General features: G+C 65.5%; 11 protein-coding genes, 1 tRNA gene and 1 pseudogene. 7 read left to right on the top strand and 6 right to left on the bottom strand.

Translation table 11 applies throughout. From position 1 onward, the window contains the following. The first annotated feature begins 100 nt into the window (after positions 1 to 100). From mobF to OIE40_RS15810, 6 genes are all read left to right on the top strand, one after another. On the top strand, positions 101 to 5539 hold the full coding sequence (mobF, locus tag OIE40_RS15835) for a MobF family relaxase (RefSeq protein WP_264703826.1): 5439 nt from the start codon (positions 101 to 103) through the stop codon (positions 5537 to 5539). A gap of 1222 nt (positions 5540 to 6761) precedes the next feature. Next, positions 6762 to 7709, top strand: a complete 948-nt coding sequence (locus OIE40_RS15830; protein ID WP_264703824.1) for a hypothetical protein — start codon at positions 6762 to 6764, stop codon at positions 7707 to 7709. A 38-nt stretch (positions 7710 to 7747) separates the two neighbouring features. After that, the gene (locus OIE40_RS15825; RefSeq protein WP_264703867.1) at positions 7748 to 8347 is read left to right on the top strand and encodes a class I SAM-dependent methyltransferase; all 600 of its coding nucleotides are present in this window, start codon (positions 7748 to 7750) and stop codon (positions 8345 to 8347) included. Continuing rightward, positions 8344 to 9084 carry a methyltransferase gene (locus OIE40_RS15820; protein WP_264703822.1) on the top strand — a complete coding sequence of 247 codons (741 nt, stop codon included), beginning with the start codon at positions 8344 to 8346 and terminating at the stop codon, positions 9082 to 9084. Before OIE40_RS15825 ends, OIE40_RS15820 begins: the two co-directional genes overlap by 4 nt. Positions 9085 to 9267: 183 nt before the next feature. Next, complete coding sequence (locus OIE40_RS15815) at positions 9268 to 10608, top strand: ISL3 family transposase (protein WP_264703821.1); 1341 nt, start codon at positions 9268 to 9270, stop codon at positions 10606 to 10608. Between the two features lie 540 nt (positions 10609 to 11148). After that, positions 11149 to 11346 carry an excisionase family DNA-binding protein gene (locus OIE40_RS15810; RefSeq protein ID WP_264703820.1) on the top strand — a complete coding sequence of 66 codons (198 nt, stop codon included), beginning with the start codon at positions 11149 to 11151 and terminating at the stop codon, positions 11344 to 11346. A 219-nt stretch (positions 11347 to 11565) separates the two neighbouring features. Here the strand turns inward: OIE40_RS15810 and OIE40_RS15805 are convergent, their stop codons facing one another. The 6 genes and pseudogenes from OIE40_RS15805 to gyrB all read right to left on the bottom strand — a co-directional run. Beyond that, on the bottom strand, positions 11566 to 12393 hold the full coding sequence (locus OIE40_RS15805; protein WP_264703819.1) for a hypothetical protein: 828 nt from the start codon (positions 12391 to 12393) through the stop codon (positions 11566 to 11568). 222 nt (positions 12394 to 12615) lie between these two features. Beyond that, positions 12616 to 12692 (bottom strand) — tRNA-Ile (locus tag OIE40_RS15800). Between the two features lie 123 nt (positions 12693 to 12815). Then, complete coding sequence (locus tag OIE40_RS15795) at positions 12816 to 14216, bottom strand: hypothetical protein (RefSeq protein WP_264703817.1); 1401 nt, start codon at positions 14214 to 14216, stop codon at positions 12816 to 12818. 111 nt (positions 14217 to 14327) lie between these two features. Beyond that, positions 14328 to 14936 carry a DUF3566 domain-containing protein gene (locus tag OIE40_RS15790; protein ID WP_264703815.1) on the bottom strand — a complete coding sequence of 203 codons (609 nt, stop codon included), beginning with the start codon at positions 14934 to 14936 and terminating at the stop codon, positions 14328 to 14330. A gap of 21 nt (positions 14937 to 14957) precedes the next feature. Then, positions 14958 to 17594, bottom strand: a complete 2637-nt coding sequence (gene gyrA, locus OIE40_RS15785; protein WP_413774505.1) for a DNA gyrase subunit A — start codon at positions 17592 to 17594, stop codon at positions 14958 to 14960. 71 nt (positions 17595 to 17665) lie between these two features. Then, positions 17666 to 19615 (bottom strand): annotated as a pseudogene (gyrB, locus tag OIE40_RS15780) (DNA topoisomerase (ATP-hydrolyzing) subunit B); the annotation flags it as partial. 333 nt (positions 19616 to 19948) lie between these two features. On the opposite strand from gyrB, the gene OIE40_RS15775 reads away from it, so the two are divergent. Further along, positions 19949 to 20563, top strand: coding sequence for a hypothetical protein (locus OIE40_RS15775; protein ID WP_264703813.1), 615 nt, complete (start codon positions 19949 to 19951; stop codon positions 20561 to 20563). Positions 20564 to 20585 lie beyond the last annotated feature (22 nt).

The raw sequence follows: 20585 nt of genomic DNA, 5'->3' as shown, positions 1-20585 counted from the left end.
CCAAGACGCATACACCCTCGGCATTGCGCTTCCCACCGAGGCGTTCCCGCGCCTGACCCCGTCCCGATCGGCGTCCGTTCGGGCCTAGGGAGGTGTGACGATGTCGCTGCACCGGATCACTGCCGGGTCGGGTTATGACTACCTGACCAGGCAGGTCGCAGCCATGGACTCCACCGAGCGTGGCCACACCGGTCTCGCCTCGTATTACGGCGAGAAGGGGGAGGTGCCGGGCCGTTGGGTCGGTTCGGGGCTGGCCGGCGTCGAAGGGCTGGATCCGGGCGATCTGGTGACCGCCGAACAGATGCTGGCCTTGTTCGGCTCCGGCCGTCACCCGCTCGCGGCCCAACGAGCAACGGAATTGGCAGCCGATCCGAACGCGACCGAACAGGACGTGCTGGACGCTATCCGGCTCGGGCAGCCGTTCAAGGTGTACGCGCACGACATCAGCCCGTTCCGGGTGGAGGTTGCCCGGCGCCTGGAGGCAGACAACGTGTCTGCGGGACGTCCGCGCAAGGCATCGGCCGCCATCGAGGAGCGCGCTCGGGTCCGGAGTGAAGTTGCGGCGGAGTGGTTCCGGCGTGACTTCGGCCGGGCACCGCTCAACCAGCGCGAGTTGGCCGGTCACCTCGCTCGGTTGTCCCGCCAGCAGACCACCGCCGTGGCCGGCTTCGACCTCACCTTCTCACCGGTGAAGTCGGTGTCGGCCCTGTGGGCGTTGGCCGACAAGCCGGTCGCCGCAGCGATCGAACGCGCCCACCAGGCGGCCGTCGCGGACGCGCTGCGGTTCATAGAGGCTCACGCACTGTTTACCCGTACCGGCGCCAACGGGGTCCGCCAGGTCGATGTCCGGGGCCTGATCGGCGCGGCTTTCACCCATCGTGACAGTCGCGCCGGGGACCCGGACCTGCATACCCATGTCGCGGTGGCGAACAAGGTCCAGGCTCTCGACGGCAAGTGGCTTTCGATCGACAGCCGGGTTTTGCACAAGGCGATCACCGCGGCCTCCGAGACGTACAACACCCGACTCGAAGCCCACCTGACGGCCTCCCTTGGGGTCAGGTTTGAGGCTCGGCACTCCGATGACCTGCGCAAACGTCCGGTGCGGGAGATCGTCGGCATGGATCCAGCGCTGGTGAAGCGCTGGTCGGCCAGACGGCAAAGGATCGTGACCCGCCAGGGTGAACTCTCGGCTCAGTTCCAAGCCCGTCACGGGCGCCCACCCACCCCGGTGGAAGCGATTGCGCTCGCACAGCAGGCCACGTTGGAGACCCGCGAAGCCAAACACGAACCGCGCACTCTCGACGAGCAACGTGCCACCTGGCGAGATCAAGCCGAGGTGGTTCTCGGCTCACCCCAGGCCGTGCAGTCGATGTCGCACATCGCACTCCACCCGGCAGCGATCGATCGCCCAGTCGTCGACCGGCAATGGTGGGAGAACGCGGCGCAACGGATCCTCGCCCGGGTCGAGCAGGACCGCTCGGCGTGGCAGATCTGGCACGTCCGAGCCGAAGCGTTGCGCTACACCCGCGGCCAGAACGTGCCCGCCGACAGCACCGATGTGGTGGTCGACTGGCTCACCGGCCACGTCCTGGGCCACTACTCGATTCCGCTCACTCCTGACACCGAGACGGTCACCGAACCGGAACCGCTGCGTCGTGCCGACGGAGCCAGCGTCTACACGATCGCCGGCAACCGGCTCTACACCTCGACGCGCATCCTGCACGCCGAGCAGCGCCTGGTCACCCACGCCGGTCACACCGATGGACGCACCGTGACCGACGCCGTCGTCGACCTCGCGCTGTTGGACACCGCCGCCACCGGGGTCGAGTTGAACGCCGGCCAGGCCGCGTTGGTGCGGGCCATGGCAACCTCCGGTAGCCGGCTTCAGTTGGCGATCGCCCCAGCCGGATCAGGTAAGACCACCGCCATGCAAGCCCTCGCCAGGGCCTGGACCGACAGTGGTGGCGACGTGATCGGCCTCGCCACCTCTGCAGTCGCCGCCGCCGGTCTCGGGAAGCAGATCGACGCGCACGCCGACACGATCGCCAAACTCGCCTGGCACCTCAGCAACGGTGGCGCACCCGACTGGATGCGCAGCATCGGACCGGACACCCTGGTGATCATCGACGAGGCCGGCATGGCCGACACGCTCAGCTTTGACGCCGTCGTCACCCATGTCATCGAAGCCGGCGGTAGCGTCCGGCTGATCGGCGACGACCAGCAACTCGCCGCCATCGGAGCCGGCGGCGTGTTACGTGACATCCAAGCCAGTCACGGCGCCCTGCAACTCAGCGAACTGGTCCGGTTTAGCGACCCCTCCGAAGGCTCAGCCTCCCTCGCGCTGCGGGAGGGCGAACCAGAGGCGCTCGGCTTCTACCTCGACCGCGACCGCATCCACATCGGCAGCGTCAACAGCATGCTCGACCAACTGTTCGACAACTGGGCCAACGATCGTGAAGCCGGCCGCGACAGTGTGATGCTCGCCCCCACCCGCGAACTCGTCGCACAACTCAACGAGCGCGCCCGCAGCCACCGCCTCGCCGAGGATGCGCCCGATGTCGAGGTCGAACTTGCCGACGGGAACTTGGCCAGCATCGGTGACGTGATCATCACCCGCCGCAACGACCGCAGCCTGCGACTCAACGCCACCGACTGGGTCAAGAACGGCGACCGCTGGACCATCCAAACCATCACAAGGAACGCCATCCGGGTCTGCCACACCCAGACCGGACGGCACATCAGCCTGCCCATCGGCTACGTCACCGAGTGGGTCGAACTCGGCTATGCCACCACCACCCACTCGGCCCAGGGCGTCACCGCCGACACCTGCCACGGCATGCTGACCGGCGACGAAAACCGGCAGCAGGCCTACACGATGCTCACCCGCGGACGACACACCAACACCTGCTACCTCAACGTCGTCGGCGACGGCGATCCGCACAGCCTGATCCGCCCCGAAGTCATCCATCCGGCCACTGCGGTCGATCAACTCGAACGCATCCTGGTCCGCGACGAATCACCGCTGTCAGCCACCACGACGCTGCGACAAGCAGCCGACCCACGGGTGCAACTCGGCGACGCAACCGGCCGCTACCGCGACGCGATCGCCTTCGCCGCCGACCATAACACCAGCGCCGCCGACCGGCACACCATCGAAGTCGCCGCCGAACACCTGCTGCCAGGCATCAGCAAAGCCGACGCCTGGCCCGCCCTGTTCGCCCAACTACTCACCATCAACGCCGACAACCGCGACCCCATCGATGCCCTCACCCGCGCCGCCAGTGAACCTGTCGTCGCCGGACGCGACCCGGCCGCCATCCTCGCCTACCGTCTCGACGACGACAGCCGACCCGGACGCAGAGGACCACTGCCCTGGCTGCGACCCATCCCCGCCAGCCTCACCCGCAGCCCCACCTGGGGCCGATACCTGGCCGCCCGAGCCACCCTCGTGACTGATCTCGCTGGCCGCGTCCGCGAGCTGGCAGAGCAGAAGCAGAGCCGGCCGGCATGGATCCGGGACGGCCTGCAGCCGTCTACCCACTTGGCCGCCGATGTCGAGGTGTGGCGGGCCGCGAACCAAGTACCCGACACCGACCATCGACCCACCGGCGAACCCTCCACATCAGCCAGTGCGCGGCGCTGGCAACACCAACTCGACGGACGCCTGACGAGTCTGCGAAGTCCTGCGCTCGACGAATGGGGCCAGCTGCTCCAGCAACTCGACCCCAGCCTCGTCCACGACCCCTACCTGGCCACCCTCGCCAACCGGATCGCTCACGTCTCCAGCGCCGGCCTCGACGCCGCGCACCTGCTCCGCCACGCCATCGGCGAAGGACCCCTGCCGGATGAGCACGCCGCGGCGGCTCTGTGGTGGCGAATCAGCGCCCACCTCACACCGGCGGTCACCCAATACCTCGACAGCGACCAACATATGGCCGCCCAATGGCTACCCCGGTTCCGAGAGGCGGTCGGCCAGGCCCAAGCAGACTCGCTCCAACACAGCAACTGGTGGCCGGCGCTGGTCACCACCATCGAACACGCCCTCCAGCGCGGCTGGACCCTCGACGCCCTCATCAACCACGCACGCGGCGCAGGGAACAAAACCACCGACGACTGCCAAGCCTGGGTGTGGCGACTCTCCCTGGCCACCCAACCCATCCCAGACGACAACCCAGAGCCGGACGAATACACACCCCCCGACGATCTGAACGACGGCTGGACACCACCCGACCAGCCCGTCGACATGGTCCAGGACCATCCCGGAACCGACGACTCGGCCCCAACCGATCAGGTCATCGATGACTCGGAGGACGAGGATCCCGATGCAGAAGCGGAACGCATCCTCACCATCGAAGCCATGGTTCGGACCAGCATGCGCCCGCCCGGACCGTCCGACGCCGAGATTGGCCGGCAGCAGGACTGCGCCAACGCCTGGCACGAATGCCCGCACACCTTCGAACGGCTCGCCCACATCAACGAACTCACCACCCAGTTCTACGAGACACGATTCCCAGACAGCTGGGCGCAGCCCTACCTGAACGGACGGCTCCGCCACGACCTCACCGGCGACCCCGACGTCAGGCCCGGCTACGCCTCCGACGCCTGGACTCGACTCGTCGAACACCTACGCCGCCTCGGCGTCACCGACGAAGAGATGCTCGCCGCCGGCGTCGCCAGCACCGCATCCACCGGACGGCTCATCGACCGGTTCCGCGACCGACTCGTCTTCCCTATCAACCACGACGGTCACATTCTCGGCTTCGTCGCCCGCCGCAACCCCACCCACGACGACGACCGCCACGGGCCGAAGTACCTCAACACTGCCGACACCGTCCTCTTCCACAAAGGAGACCAGCTGTACATCCCGATGGCTCACCGGGATGCGATCCCTGTACTGGTCGAGGGCCCGCTGGACGCCATCGCCGTCACCCTCGCCACGGATAGGAAGTACGTGGGAGCAGCGGCGCTGGGCACCAGCCTCACCGAGGCCCAGGCAACCCAACTGCTGGCGATGAGCCCGGCCCCCATCCTTGCCACCGACAGCGACACCGCTGGCAAGGCGGCAGCGATCCGCGACTACTGGATGCTCGCTGCGGGAGCCGGACAGCCACGGATCGTTGACCTTCCCGAATCGACCGACCCCGCAGCCCTCCTAGCCAGAGATCAGGCCGAAACACTGAGAAGTTTGATCGACCAAGCGACTCCACTCGCCCGCGAGCTGCTTGTCAACTACCTCGAGGACGCCCCAGACCAACTGCTCAACGCCATCCGAATCCTGGCATCAGCGCCGCCCGCACTATGGCACGAAGGCATCCAGCAGGTTGCCGAGACCGGTTCCATCCCCGAAGCGCTCGTAAGAACCACTCTCGCACCGCTCGTTCGAACCTGGAACCAAGACCCTCTCCGTGCCGCCCGCGGCTCCTCAGCCACCACTCGAGTCCCAGAACACTCTCGGGAACCAATGTCACGCGGGGAGGCCCGGAACCTGCACAGAACGTCAACCGAAGTGACTCGGCGCGCACCCTCTCAAACATTCTGACGAAACCCACCCGGACAATGACCCACCCTCGACGGCATGACCGAGCGGGTCGGGCGTGGGTGACTCGCGCTGAACCGGTTGACGCCATCGTGTGAGATCAGTCCTCGTTGGGTTTGCGGGTGGCGCAGGCGAGTGCCACACCCAGGCCCTGCACGGGGGATCCGGGCTGCGACCATGGGCCGAAAGGAAGCTGGCATTTGTGAGGGCAACGGGCGGGTTGCGCGCTTGGACGAGGGGCCGCGGGCAAGGTGCCGACCAGAACAGCCGCCGTGGCCCATCGCGTGAGCAGCCGCAGGGCAGGAGGCATCTGACCATCCGATGCTGGCCAACCCCTGCCCTGAGGTCCGCGTGCCACTGGTCCTTGTTTCGCGCGAACGGCTCGGGCACCAGTACGGCGAAAAAGTCGCGATTGGTACCTGAATCACATTGGCTGACACGAAGCGCACACCGAGCGCTTAGGCAGGTGGTTGTGGACGACTGACATGAGGAACTTCTCGTAACATTGCCAGGGGCCGTTGATCGGTGGACTCCTGGTGGGTGGGACAACCTCGTCTGTCCACGGGGTGGGTCAGCCGCCGGTGCGCGAACGAAGCGCTCCACGTGCGTTCGCGGGTCCAATCGTGCGGGTCCGGGCCGTGGGTGACGACGAGGACGGCGCCGGATCCGGCGTTGTCGGGACACGACGGTTTCAATGCTTGAGTGCTCCTCGCTGTCGTCTTCTGCGACTCCTGGCCTCAGGCGCCGACCACTGAAATGGCTGCACCCGCGCGGCCCATGTCGATCCGCCCAAGTTGCAGTGCGCGCTTGGTGTCCAGACGGCGTCGGTCGACCTCATCGAGAACGGCGGCAACTCCGGCGCCTGTCGCCGGCCCGCAACCGTACGCACACCGCCGCTAGAACCGGAAACCGGAACCCCGAAGCAGGCGGTGCAGATAAGCTCTACACGTCTCTGCCAAGTGGATGAGATCGGCAAGGTCTACCAGCAAGACATCGAGTACGGTCACGTAGCCAGTCCTATGAAAGATTGAAGGGATCGCAATCATGCTAGGCACAATCGCAAACATCGCCACAGTAGCTTCCCTGTTTATCTCCCTCGTGACGCTTGTCTTGGTAGTACAGATGTCCAGTTCGGTCAAGGGCGACTCTTCAAAGGCCTCAAATCAGTCTATCCGGGCAAAGGATGTGAGCAATTCGGACATGAGGCAAGTGGCGAACGACAAGCATGACCAAAAGAACTGAACGACAAGCGGTTCGGGCGAACAATATTGAACGCTCGTTCATTGAGCAAATCATTGGGGACAAAATTGTTGTCGCTCTTGACGGTATCAGCAGTCCGATTTACCTGACCTACGGCGATTCAGACATACAGGCCTTGTATCTCGCGAGCGAGCCCCGCGCCGCGACGTCTTACGCCAAAGCATTAGATGAAGCCGTCCGACTTCTGGTCTGTTTCAAGGCACCGCAAGCGCAAATCATTCTTAGTCCCTCATCCTTGATCCAGTCACGGCTTACTCGTGAAGTCATGACACCCTTCCTCCGAGTAGATAGCCCTGATGAAAACGCCAACTTTCTTATTCTTAGGAGGGAGCCCACATGGCGGGAGTACTTCGAGAAGCGGCAAGGCAACACAAGTTCCCTAAGGTCCATCGACTCCTTCTCCGACTACTTCAATGAGAGCGTCATTGCCGAAATATCGTCATTGTCCTCAAGTAGGAAGAAGTTCTTTAGCGGCAGCCAGACCATATACAAGTGGGCTGATTTGATGGGTCAAGTCTCACGGATCCGTGGACTTTCGCATCCCCAAATACTGGAGGCCGCATTTTCATCTCTGCAGTCAGATGCCTTCGTCTTTGAAACAAGCATGGATGTCCTGAAGGGCTTGGGGGTGGAGATCGGACCTAACGACGCCCGCGGCGTCCTCGTCGATGCGTATCTTGCCACTGTCGCCACAGGGTGCGCAGTCCCGACAGCCATTCGCCTTCGATGGGACCCGTGCCCAGCTACTGCCACGCAGCGCGCCATATCGATAGGCCAGCTCTATAGCGAGGCGAAGACATCGGGAATTCAAACCAAGGTGTTTCGTACCACGATTCCGCAACTTCTGACATTCGCCGCATCCCCCGAGATGTGGTCCATACGCAACCGTGTCGCGCTTTCAATGGGAAGTTAGGCGGAGTTTTGGCTAGCGAATACGATCGGCTTGCCGAAATGGTGTCGACTACGCCATTTGATGTCCGCGCTTTCGCGACTGCATGCACCACTCGATTAGTGCTTGACTTGGGCTGTGGATATGGCAGGATCCTTGACCAACTTGTTTCGCGCGGCATGCGGGCAGTGGGCCTGGATCTCTCTATGACCCAACTCGAGCGATGTCGGGGCGTCCATGCGGGTTCGCTCGTCAATGCCAGTGCCACAGCACTTCCCTTTGCCGATGAGGTGTTTGGCGGCGTACTGGCACTTGGCTCGATTGACTCGCTCACGAGGCTGAGCGAACTGTCATCTGCAGTCACTGAAGTTGCCAGGGTTCTTGAACCCAACGCGCCATTTTGGTTGAACTTCTTCACCGTCAACTCTGATACCGACTTCCAGGAACGCTACGGCCTGGTCGATCCCTCCAGCCCACATGTTGTGCGCACGCGCAGCGGGCTGACAGTTCGCCACTGGCAGGTAGAGGAAGTGGAGCGCCAGCTTGTCGTCAGTGGTTTCGAAGTGTTAGCGTCAGATATCCGTCGGTTTCTAACTATGCATCACGGACGAGACGTTGCTGGCGTTCAGATCAAAGCACGGAAGGCGCAATCTTCTCCGTGAGTTTTGAAATACCCATCCCATGGTCATTTAATGCCGAGGTAGCTCATCATTTCGCTCAACACGTTAGGCAGTCGATACCCGGTTACGATGAAATCTACCGTCTGCTCCGTGAGGTCGTACGGACTTGGCGCTCGGGTCCGATTTGTCTGCTGGATGTCGGGACGGGCACCGGTGAGGCACTCAAAGCTCTTGCCGGGCAACTCATTTCTGGTGACTCCATTGTTGGCATTGACTCGTCACCGGACATGATCAGGAGGGCAAGCGAGGGCGAATACGGTCTAGCTACATCTCGCTTCGAGGTCCGGAATATCCTCAACCATCGACCCGATCCCTTCAATGTCGCGATCTTGACATTTACACTTTCATTCGTGCCTGCGGAGCGACGATCTGGTCTCCTTGCATCTCTTCGCCGCGGAGCCGATGGTCCCGCGATGCTCTTCTTCGCCGACAAGCTGCAATATAGCGCCGATCCAGTCAGATCAGTGATTGCTCGCGACCACAGTAAGTTCAAGCAAGCGGCGGGCATCTCTCCTTCCGCGATCCAGGCCAAGACAGACAGTTTGGTTGGCGTCCAACATCCATGGGTGCTCGACGGCTACCTTACGGCTATTCGCGAGGCTGGTTGGACCGACCCGGAAGTCATACACGTGGCTTCTGGGTTCTTCGCTTGTGTTGCACTAAGTGATGGCCCGGTCACTCAATCGAGTTTCGCGTCCGGCGAGGAGAAGCGCAACTAGCTCATCCAGTTGACGGTGAAGGTTAGCGAGGGATCTGGGCGATCGGTTGTCCAACTCATGAGGCTCTTCGGATCTGCGGTGGGGGTGAGCGGGACACGCCGGTGGGGGTGCGGTCGGTGAGGTAGGGGGTCGAGGCCCTCAGGATCAGGAGTTACCACACTCTTTGACCAAGGACCTCGACCTGTGTCTGAGCCTACGGGCTGCGCCGTGCGCTGCCGCTATGACGACTGCTACTGCGAGCGCTGTGACCTGCTGGTCGGGCTCGACGGGCTGCACGTGATCGGGGTCGAGCGGGACGGCGGTGGCGGGCTGAGGGTTACGGTCGAGTCGGCCCTGGCGGTGATGGGCTGCCCGGCCTGCGGGGTCGTCGCCTCGAGTCATGGCCGGCGCACGGTGCGGCTGGTGGATGCTCCGTCGTTCGGCCGGCCGGTCGAGCTGCGGTGGCGGAAACGGACCTGGGAATGTCCGGAGCCGTCGTGTCCGGTCGGGGTGTTCACCGAGCAGGACGAGCAGGTCGCCAAGCCGCGGGCCATGCTCACCACACGGGCCTGTCGGTGGGCGGTGCATCAGATCCGTCGCGAGCACGGCTCGGTGTCCGGGGTGGCCCGTCAGCTCGGCACGGCGTGGAAGACGGTGTGGTCCTCGATCCGGCCGATCCTGGCCGCCGCGGCGAAGGATGAGTCCCGGTTCGCCGGCGTCACCACCCTCGGGGTCGACGAGCACATCTGGCACCACGTCAGCCCGGTCAAGCGTGGCCCGAAAGAGCTGACCGGCATGGTCGACCTGACGCGTGACAAGGACGGACGCACCCGGGCCCGGCTGCTCGATCTGGTCCCGGACCGATCCGGCACGGTGTACAAGGACTGGCTGAAGGCCCGCGGCAACACGTTCCGGTCCCACGTCCAGGTCGCCACCCTCGATCCGTTCCGTGGCTACAAGAACGCGATCGACGACCAGCTCGCCGACGCGACCGCCGTGCTCGACGCGTTCCATGTCGTGAAGCTCGCCACCCAGGCCGTGGACGAGGTCCGTCGCCGTGTCCAGCAAGACACCCTCGGCCACCGCGGCATGAAGGATGATCCGCTGTACAAGATCCGGACCATCCTGCGCTCCGGTTCCGAGAACCTGACCCTGCGCCAACAACACCGCCTCGCCGAAGCCATCGCCGCCGACCAACGCCACGAAGAGGTCCATGTCGCCTGGCAGTGCGCCCAACGCGTCCGAGACGTGTATCACGCCGCCGACCCGGCCACCGGCCGGGCGCTGGCCGAGAAGATCCTCGCCAGCTTCCCCAGTTGCCCGATCCCCGAGATCGCCCGGCTCGGCCGCACCCTGAAGCAATGGGCCGACGCGTTCCTGGGCTACTTCCGCACCGGCGGCGCCAACAACGGCGGCACCGAAGCGGTGAATGGCTTGATCGAGTTGCACCGCCGGATCGCCCGCGGCTTCAGAAACAGGGAGAACTACCGGCTACGCATGCTCCTGGTCGCCGGCGGACTCGACCAGCCCCCACCCCAAGTGTGAAGAGCCGGTTGATTGCCGCACGATACTTATCAACCGCGGCGACGGCTGCCGCCTGGTCCGAACTCAAGCTCGACGTAACGGAGATCGAGGGCGAAGGGGACGCAATGGTAGTGGCCGGCGAGGTGGGAGAGGGGGACGTAGCTGGCGTGCTGGCAGTGGACGACGTGCAGCCAGCAAACAGCAGGCAGGTGATGCAAGCAGCGATGAGCGCTGGGGTTGGCGCCATAGCTTCAGCTCCCTTCCTTCTCCCTCCCTAGGCCCAAGAAATCAACGATCGGGACACGCGACCGTCGACAATATTTCGACACATCGAGTTCACAGGGTAAGTCGACCCCGCGCGACTGGCTAGACCCCTTGTGGACAACTTCCAGCCACACGCCCATGAGTGTTGCCTCGGGGACAGTCTCTGTCCCGATCACGTTCGACGTGGGCCTAGGGAGAGCATCAGCCCCCTCGAATGTGACCGCCGACGAAGGAGACGCGATGAGCACTCAGAGCAAATGGAGATTCATCGCTATCCACCCGAGTGAGGGCTGAAGCATGTCTCCAGCCAGGCTGAGCATCGCGGAAGCCGCTCGTCGCATCGGCGTCAGCGACGACACCATCCGACGTCGTATCGCCAACGGGCAACTGAAGGCCGTGCGGTCCGGCCGCATTATCCGTATCTCTGAGGACGCATTGGAACAGATGTTCCACCCCATCCGTTCATCCGTGCGTGGACGCCGTGTGTCCCCGTAGGCGCGTGCGGTCACCGGTCGTTAAGCGCTCCCCGTCTTCGACTTCGTAGGCGAGGCTGTGCTCGCGCATCAAAGCCAACTTCTGTCCCCGCACACCCGGTAATTTCATCCGGTTGCCGTCTCGGTCCCCGCGGGCTTGGTCCGGGAACTCGTCTCGCGCTCTAGCGATGAGAAGTCGCGCCTCCCATCAGCCGAACTCCAGCAGTCGGGCAAAGTCTTGTCAGTACCGGTACTTCACGTATTCGGGGAGCTGCCAGGCCGGTTCGACAATCACAGTGCCGTCGGCCATCGTGAACTCGATGCTGTTGTTGGTGGGTTGGTACACGGCTTTCGGGATGCCCTGCACGTCGTCGAACACGCCTTTAGAGTTCACCCACTTGATGAACTGATACAGGTCCCAAACGCTGCCAACGACGCCCACGGGCCCAAGCACCTTGTCGTCGATCCTCTTGAGGATCGCCTTCTTGTTCTCCCAGACAATCTTCGCGCCCCGTCTGAGGGCGCCGACAACCCGGGTTGCCCTCATCGGGAGCGTACGCTGCAAGGGCTGAACCGCGAAGGCCGCGGTCAGCGTCGCGATCGCCGCGTCAGTCTGATGGCGTTCGTAGTCCGAGAGAGCCGCACCAATCGGTGACTGAGCCGGAGGCTGCCACGGATCTATTTGAACGACTGACGGGGGCGGCTTCAGGTCGAATAGGGGTGCCCTGCCGGGCGGAACCGGCTTGAGCCACGGCAAGGCGGCTTCAGCAGCCGGTGTAATCAAGCTGCCGCGGGCAGGACGAGTCACCGCGACGGTCTCCGTCGTTAAGGGGGGTGGCTTCAACCCCGCCTCCCACGGGCGGGGCGGACGGAAAGGTGTTGCAGATGGAAAGGGAAGTACACGGGCGAAATCGCGCCCGAAGTCAGGAACAACGAGCCCACCCGCAGTTCCCGTGACCAATGCTGGTCCGGCGACCTGGTCGTACCAGTATGAACGGGCATAGGCAATCCACTGCGTCTGCAGGTCTGCGGGGTCATCGTTCGGGCCGAATATCGGCACTAGTTTCATGCGCAGAGAGTAGCCTGCGCCAAAGCATGGCCCGCCTTACCAGGACCTTGGCGAGGGCCGGACGCGCTCCCGGTTCCGGCAGTACACACTTGAGGGCTCGTCACGAAGGCCGAGGGGTTCGGCCAATCCCCCGTGCCACGCGCTTAAGGTCGCGATAAGGTCGCAGATCCGAGGACGCACGCCGATCTTCTCGTATAAGGCCTAGTCAGATCAGATTTCGCGTGGTGGGCCTAACTGGACTTGAACCAGTGACCTCCGCCTTATCAGGGCGGCGCTCTAACCGTCTGAGCTATAGGCCCGCGTGTGGCGGGAACACCGAGAGCTAACCTTACCGACTCTCACCGCGCCCGCTCAAATCGTCCCCGAACATGTCCCGGGCCGCCTGGAGGCAGGCGGCCCGGGTCACGTCGATCATCGTCCGCTCAGGGACGTTCGGCGCTCACCTTCCAGCTGCTGCCGTCCTCGGGAACCGTGGCGTAGACGGCGTAGATCCCGGTGTAACCGCGGTAGCTGTTGCCCTTCTTGGACTTCATGGTGCACGTCAGGCTGACGCTGAGCGACCCGCGCACGGACATGTCGTCGGTGCTGAGCGTCGGCTTCATCCGGTCGATGGAGTTGGTCCCGGACGGCTTGCAGGCGATCGAGCTCGGCACGATGGTCTGACCGGACGGCTGACGGAAGTTGACCCCGCAGTCGGCGTTCTTCAGGGCCCCGGGCTTCTTGCACGAGCTGACCAGCTTGGTGGTCGCCGCCTTGAAGTCCTTCAGTGCGGCGTCCGACAGCTCGACCTTGATGTGGTAGACGTCGGTCGACGAGGTGAGGCCCTCGACCACGATGGTGTCCTCGCTGTACGAGAACGTGCTGCTGTCGGTGCTGAGGGTGTACCCGCCAGGGAACACGTCGATCGAGTCCACGTCGCCCACCTCGATCCCGTTCACCTTCAGGCCCGTGTCGGCCGGTGCCAGGCCCTTCACGTACAACCGCCCGGTGATCGTGGACAGGTACCAGGCACCGTCCCGGTTCGAGACGTAGAACTTCTCGGTCTGGCTGCGGTCGTTGATCGTGTACGTGGCCTGCACCTGGGCGCTGTACTGGCTCGACTCGCTCTCGGTCAGCTGCAGGTTGCTGATCGGGTTCGCCTGGGTCGCCGCGGTCATCACCTCCTTGGTCAGGAAGGTGCGGTCGGGCAGGTCACCCCGGACCAGGTTGAAGATCGCGTCGGGGTCGGCGGCGGCTAGGCCGTCGAAGTACTTCTGCACCGTCTCGGTCGCCGAAGCAGCACCGGTGCCGGTGCCCTGGGACGCCGTCGCCGACGGATCAGTCGGACTCCCACCCGTCGACGGCGTTCCGCCCCGGCCGAGCTGCATGAGGCCGAAGATCAGGGCGACGATGACCACCACCGCACCACCGATGATCAGCGGCATCTTGTTGCCGGATTTCTGTTGTCCACCGCCGGGCGGCGGGGCCGGCGTCCAGGCTCCGGGACCGCCGGGCTGGCCCGGCTGGCCGCCTCCGAACTGGGCGGACGTCGTCGCACCCGCACCGGCGGCGGGGAAGCCGCCCTGATCGCCGGCAGCTCCGTAGCCGCCCGGTGCGCCCTGCTGGGGATAGCCACCCTGACCGGCGGCGGCACCGTAGCCACCCGCCGGTTGCTGGCCGAAGCCGTCCTGACCCGAGCCGTAGCCGCCCTGCGGCTGCTGGCCGAAGCCGGGCTGGCCCGGAGCGTTGTAGCCGCCGGGGGGCGGGCCGTAGGGGCTGCCCGCCGAGGGCACCTGCGGATTGTTCGGCTGGTTCGGATCCTGCGGGCGGTTCTGGTCGGTCATGCCAAAGCCTTTGTTCACGGGTTCAGGGCTTCGGACATTCTATGGGCGCGCAGGTCACCCACCGACCCAACGGGTAGTCCTCCCCACCCGGATGGGCGGCGAGCGGTGCGCTCAGTCCTCGGCCAGCGTCAGTTCCAGGCCGCCCAGAATGTTGGCCGACAGGTTGTACAGGAAGGCCGTCAGCGTGCCGATCGCGGTGAGCAGCACCACGTTGATGACGGCGATCAGCGCCGCGACCCCCAGCACCTTGTTCGTGTTGACGAAGTCCTCGATCCGGATCTGCGTCTGGTCGTTGGGGTTGGAGAGCAGGCTCTGCAGGATGCTGTTGACCGCGTCGAACAGGCCGGACGCCCCGATCACCGACCACACCACGTAGGTGGCGAACCAGAACATGATCCCGAACGCGATGGAGAACAGGAACGACGTCTTCATCACCGACCACGGGTCGATGCGCGACAGCCGCAGCCGGGCCTTGCGGGTGCGCCGGGAGACGGAGCGCGGACCGGCGCTGACCACGGCCGGGCGGGCCGGTTGGGCCGGCTTGGCCGGGGCCTCGGACGCCGCGGGCTGCACCCGGGTGCTCTCCGCCTCGGGCGGGTCGGGCAGCCGTGCGGCGCCGGAATCCGACCGGTAGAGCTCGGGCTCGCCGTCGCCGGTGGAGCCGGTGCTCCACGCATTCCCGGCCACCGACGTCCGGGCTTTGCCCTGTTGGTCGCTCATAGTCCTCCTCGACCGCCCTCGTCAGTCAGCGGGTGCTGCGGGATCGGCCTCGTTCGGGGCAACGCTATCCGAGGTTTGCACCTGGGTCGATTCTTCCCCATCCTCGACGGTTTCCGGGTAGAGAGCGATGACCGACACGGAGTCATCACCGTTCACCGACACGAACTTGACCCCCATCGTGTCGCGTCCCTTGGTCGGCACCTCGCTCACCGACGACCTGATGATCTGACCGGAGGTCTTGATCGCCATGATCTCGTCGTTCTCCTGCACGACAAGGCCACCGACCAGCGAACCGCGGTCCTCGTTGAGCTTCATCGCCTTGATGCCGAGGCCGCCGCGGCCCTGCTGCCGGTACTCCGACACGGCTGTGCGCTTGGCGAAGCCCCCGTCGGTGACGGTGAACACGAACCGGTCGTCCTCGGGCATGTCGGCGTCGATGATGGACAGGCTGAGCAGCGAATCCTCACCGCGGAACTTCATCCCGCTCACCCCCGAGGTGACCCGACCCATCGGACGCAGTTGCTCGTCGTCCGCGGCGAACCGGATGGCCTGGCCCTTGCGGGAGATCAGCAGCACGTCGTCCACCCACGAGCACAGCTCGGCGCCGATCAGCTCGTCGTCGGGGTCGCGGAAGCTGATCGCCAGGACGCCGGCCTGGCGCGGCGAGTCGTAGGCGGTCAGCGATGTCTTCTTCACCAGCCCGCGCTTGGTGGCCAGCAGCAGGTACGGCGCGTCGGCGTAGGTGCGCAGAGTCAGCACCTGGGCGATGTGCTCGTCCGGCAGGAACGACAACAGCCCGGCGACGTGCCCGCCGCGGGCGTCGCGGCCACCCTCGGGCAGCTGCCACACCTTCGCCCGGTACACCCGGCCAAGGTTGGTGAAGAACAGGATCCAGTGGTGGTTGGTGGTGGCGAACAGGTGCTCGACCTCGTCGTCTGCGCGCAGGCTCGCTCCGCGAACCCCCTTCCCGCCGCGCTTCTGGGCGCGGTAGGAGTCGGTGCGGGTGCGCTTGGCGTAGCCGCCGTGGGTGATCGTGACGACCACGTCGTGGTCGGGGATCAGGTCCTCGTCGGACAGGTCGCCGTCGGCGGAGATGATTCGGGTGCGCCGGTCGGTGCCGAACTTCTCGACGATCTCGCCCAGCTCCTCGCCGATGATCCGGCGCTGCCGCTCCGGCTTGTCCAGGATGTCCTGCAGGTCGGCGATGGTGCGCTCGAGCTCGAGCAGCCGGTCGATGATCTTCTGCCGCTCGAGCGCCGCCAGCCGGCGCAGCTGCATCTCCAGGATGGCGTTGGCCTGCTGCTCGTCGATCTCCAGCAGCCCCATCAGCCCCGTCCGCGCCACCTCGGCGTCACTGGACGCCCGGATCAGCGCGATCACCTCGTCGAGGGCGTCCAGCGCCTTCACCAGACCGCGGTAGATGTGCGCCATCTTCTCGGCCTCGGCCAACCTGAAGGCGGTCCGGCGGCGGATCACGCTCAACTGGTGCTTGATCCAGTGGGAGATGAACTGGTCCAGCCGCAGCGTGCGCGGCACGTCGTCGACCAGCGCCAGCATGTTGCAACCGAAGGTGTCCTGAAGCTGGGTGTGCTTGTACAGGTTGTTCATCACCACCCGTGGCTGCGCGTCGCGCTTGAGCACGATGACCAGTCGCTGCCCGGTGCGTGCCGAGGAGTCGTCGCGGATGTCGGCGATGCCGGACAGCCGCCCGGCGTTGACCAACTCGGCGATCTTGGTGGCCAGGTTGTCCGGGTTGCACATGTAGGGCAGTTCGGTGACCACCAGCAGGGTGCGTCCCGCCTTGTCCTCCTCGATGTCGATGACCGCCCGCATGATCACCGAGCCACGGCCGGTGCGGTAGGCGTCCTCGATGCCCTTGCGGCCGACGATCAGCGCGCCGAGCGGGAAGTCGGGGCCCTTGATCCGCTCGATGGCGGCCTCGAGCAGCTCCTCCTTGGTGGCGTCGGGATGATCCAGCGACCACTGGACGGCCTCGGCCACCTCGCGCAGGTTGTGGGTCGGGATGTTGGTGGCCATGCCCACCGCGATGCCGGTGGACCCGTTCACCAGCAGGTTCGGGAACCGAGCCGGCAGCACCACGGGCTCGCTGTCGCGGTTGTCGTAGTTCGGCTTGAAGTCGACGGTGTCCTCGTTGATGTCGCGGACCATCTCCATCGCCAGCGGCGCCATCCGGCACTCGGTGTACCGCATGGCGGCGGCCGGGTCGTTGCCGGGCGAGCCGAAGTTGCCCTGGCCGGCCACCAGCGGGCCGCGCATCACCCACGGCTGCGCCAGCCGCACCAGGGTGTCGTAGATCGCCGAGTCGCCGTGCGGGTGGTACAGGCCCATCACCTCGCCGACGACACGCGAGCACTTGTTCCAGCCGCGGTCGGGCCGGTATCCGCCGTCGTACATGGCGTAGATCACCCGGCGGTGCACCGGCTTGAGCCCGTCGCGGACGTCGGGCAGCGCCCGGCCCACGATCACGCTCATCGCGTAGTCGAGATAGGAGCGCTGGATCTCGACGTTCAGGTCGATCTCGTCGGTGCGGGCCGTGGTCGGCTCCGGTGAGGTGTCGTCGCCCGGGGTGGACGCGTCGGGAACCTCTCCCGCGCCGGGCACGTCGGTGGGGTCGCCGTCGATCGGACCGTCAGTCATCGGTCAGTCTCCAATCATTGGATGGACGGGGTACGGGGTCCCCGGCGTTCGCCGGGATGACGAGGGACGCATCAGATGTCGAGGAAGCGGACGTCCTTGGCGTTGCGCTGGATGAAGTGCCGCCGGGGCTCCACCTCCTCACCCATCAGGATCGAGAACATGTTGTCGGCGGCGGCGGCGTCCTCGAGGGTGACCTGCAGCAGCGACCGCTTGTCCGGGTCCATGGTGGTGTCCCACAGGTCGTCGGCGTTCATCTCGCCCAGGCCCTTGTAGCGCTGGATCGGGTTGTTGTTCGGCGCCGGCAGCTTCTTCCCGGCCTCGAACCCGGCGTCGCGCAGGGCGTCGCGCTCGGCGTCCGAATAGGCGAGCTCGTGCGGGGCGTTGGTCCAGCGCAGCCGGTAGAGCGGCGGCTGCGCCAGGTACACGTGGCCGTGGTCGATCAGCGGCTTCATGAATCGGAACAGCAGGGTCAGCAGCAGGGTGCGGATGTGCGCCCCGTCGACGTCGGCGTCCGCCATCAGCACGATCTTGTGGTACCGCAGCTTGTTGACGTCGAAGTCGTCCTGGACGCCGGTGCCGAGCACGTTGAAGATCGCCTCGACCTCTTTGTTCTGCAGGATCTTGTCGAGCCGTGCCTTCTCGACGTTCAGGATCTTGCCGCGGATCGGTAGGATCGCCTGAATGCGCGGGTCGCGGCCACCCTTGGCCGAACCGCCGGCGGAGTCGCCCTCGACGATGAACACCTCGCACTCGGCCGGTTCGGTCGACTGGCAGTCGGACAGCTTGCCGTACTGACCGGTCTTCAGCAGACCCTTACGACTACGGGCGATGTCGCGCGCCTTGCGTGCCGCCAGCCGGGCGGACGCCGCGGCCTGCGCCTTGCGGACGATGTCGCGGCCCTCGGCGGGGTTCTTCTCGAACCAGTCGCCGAGCAGGTCGTTGACCACCCGCTGGACGAACGAGCGGGCCTCGGTGTTGCCCAGTTTGGTCTTGGTCTGGCCCTCGAACTGCGGCTCGGCCAGCTTCACGCTGATGATCGCCGTCAGCCCCTCGCGGATGTCGTCGCCGGAGACCCGGTCGTCGCGCTTCTTGATCAGCCCCCACTGCTCGCCCCACTTGTTGACCGTGTTGGTCAGCGCGGCGCGGAAGCCCTCTTCGTGCGTACCGCCCTCGTGGGTGTTGATGGTGTTGGCGAAGGTGTGCACGCTCTCGTTGAACGACGCGTTCCACTGCATCGCCACCTCGAGGCTGAGCCGCTGCTCATCACTGGCCGCATCGATCGCGATCACCGAGGGGTGGATGGTCTCCTTGGTGCCGGTGAGGAACTTCACGAAGTCGATCAGGCCGTCGTGGAACACGAAGGTGTCGCTGTGCGGCTCCTCGTCCTCGTCGGCGCGCCGGTCTGAACGCTCATCGATCAGCTGGATGGTCAGCCCCTTGTTCAGGAACGCCATCTCGCGGAACCGGGTCGCCAGGGTCTCGTAGCTGTAGGTGGTCGTCTCGAAGATGTCCGGGCTGGCGTAGAAGGTGACGGTCGTCCCGGTCTCGTCGGTCGGCTCGAGCCGCTGCAGCGGGCCGTCGGGGTCGCCGAGCGAGAACGACTGCTGCCAGTGGTACTCGTCGCGCCTGACGTCGACGGTCAGATGGCTGGACAGCGCGTTCACCACCGAGACGCCGACGCCGTGCAGGCCGCCGGACACCTTGTAGCCGCCGTCGCCGAACTTGCCGCCGGCATGCAGCACGGTCAGCGCCACGGTGACCGCCGGGATCTTCTCCTTGGGGTGCTCGGCCACCGGGATGCCGCGGCCGTTGTCGATCACCTGGACGCCGCCCTCGTCGAGCAGCCGGACGATGATCAGGTCGCAGTAGCCGGCCAGCGCCTCGTCGACGGAGTTGTCCACCACCTCGTAGACCAGGTGGTGCAGGCCGCGCTCGCCGGTCGAGCCGATGTACATGCCTGGCCGCTTGCGGACGGCCTCGAGCCCCTCCAGCACGGTGATCGCGCTGGCGTCGTAGTTGCCGGCCGCGACCGCGGAGGTCTGTCGGCCGGCCACGGGCACACCGGTCGTCGCTTCGCTCACTCGGATCCCTCTTCTCGGGTTTGCACTCACGCGAACCCGCCCGGACGTCCGGTCGTCGGACGCGAGGAAGCGGGCGGGTTCGGAACCTTCCCAAGTCTACCGGCTGCATGCCCAGGACCCCAATCCGCAGCCCCCATTTCGGACGCCTTTCTGGCCAGGAGGGCCAGAAACGGCCATCTGAGCCGATCTCCCCCCGTGGACGTGGTCCCATACTCGTCCAGGCTGCACCGCCTTCACAGTCGTGACGGACCCGACCGGCCTAGACTGCTGGCCGTGGCGGCGAACGATGGGGACGAACCCGGGGACGGCGGGCGGCCCGGGCGGTCGGTTCCGGCTTTGCTGATCGTGCTGGCCTGCGTGCTCGCCCTGACCGCGGGAGTCTGGTTGGCCGGCGGCTTCAACCGGGCCACCGACCGGTTGTTCCGGCTGCCGGTGGGCACCGAGGTCGACATGGGCCCGCTGTCCATCTCGGTGCAGCGGGCGCTGGCCCGCGAAGGCTACGGCGAGTGGAACGTGTACGTGTTCGGCATGTGCCGCAACAACACCGACGAACCCCTGGTGTCGTCGGCGGACCGGCTGGTCAGCAACGGCTTCTCGATGCAGCACCCGACCAGCCGTGAGGTCGTCGGCGACGCCTCGCTGTTCTTCGGCCCCGGTGAGACCCTGGGCGGCTCGAACTCGCTGAATCCGGGCACCCCGCCGGTGCCGTGCCAGCTGGTCTTCGACTACGACACCTTCCCCGACACCGACTTGGTGACGGTGGGCATCTCCGAGCTCGAATGGATCGACCGCAGCCCCACCGGCGAGGGCGACATGGTGTGGTCGGCGGCCCGGATCGCCTACCGCTTCGAAGTGCCGGTGGTGACCGAACCCGAGACCGAACCCTGAGTCAGGGTCGCCGTCACGCCGG

This window comes from Micropruina sonneratiae, assembly GCF_025972045.1.
GTDB classification, from domain to species: domain Bacteria; phylum Actinomycetota; class Actinomycetes; order Propionibacteriales; family Propionibacteriaceae; genus Micropruina; species Micropruina sonneratiae.
The sequence above is the reverse complement of the archived record's forward strand: the minus strand, read 5'-3'. Positions and strand labels throughout refer to the sequence as shown.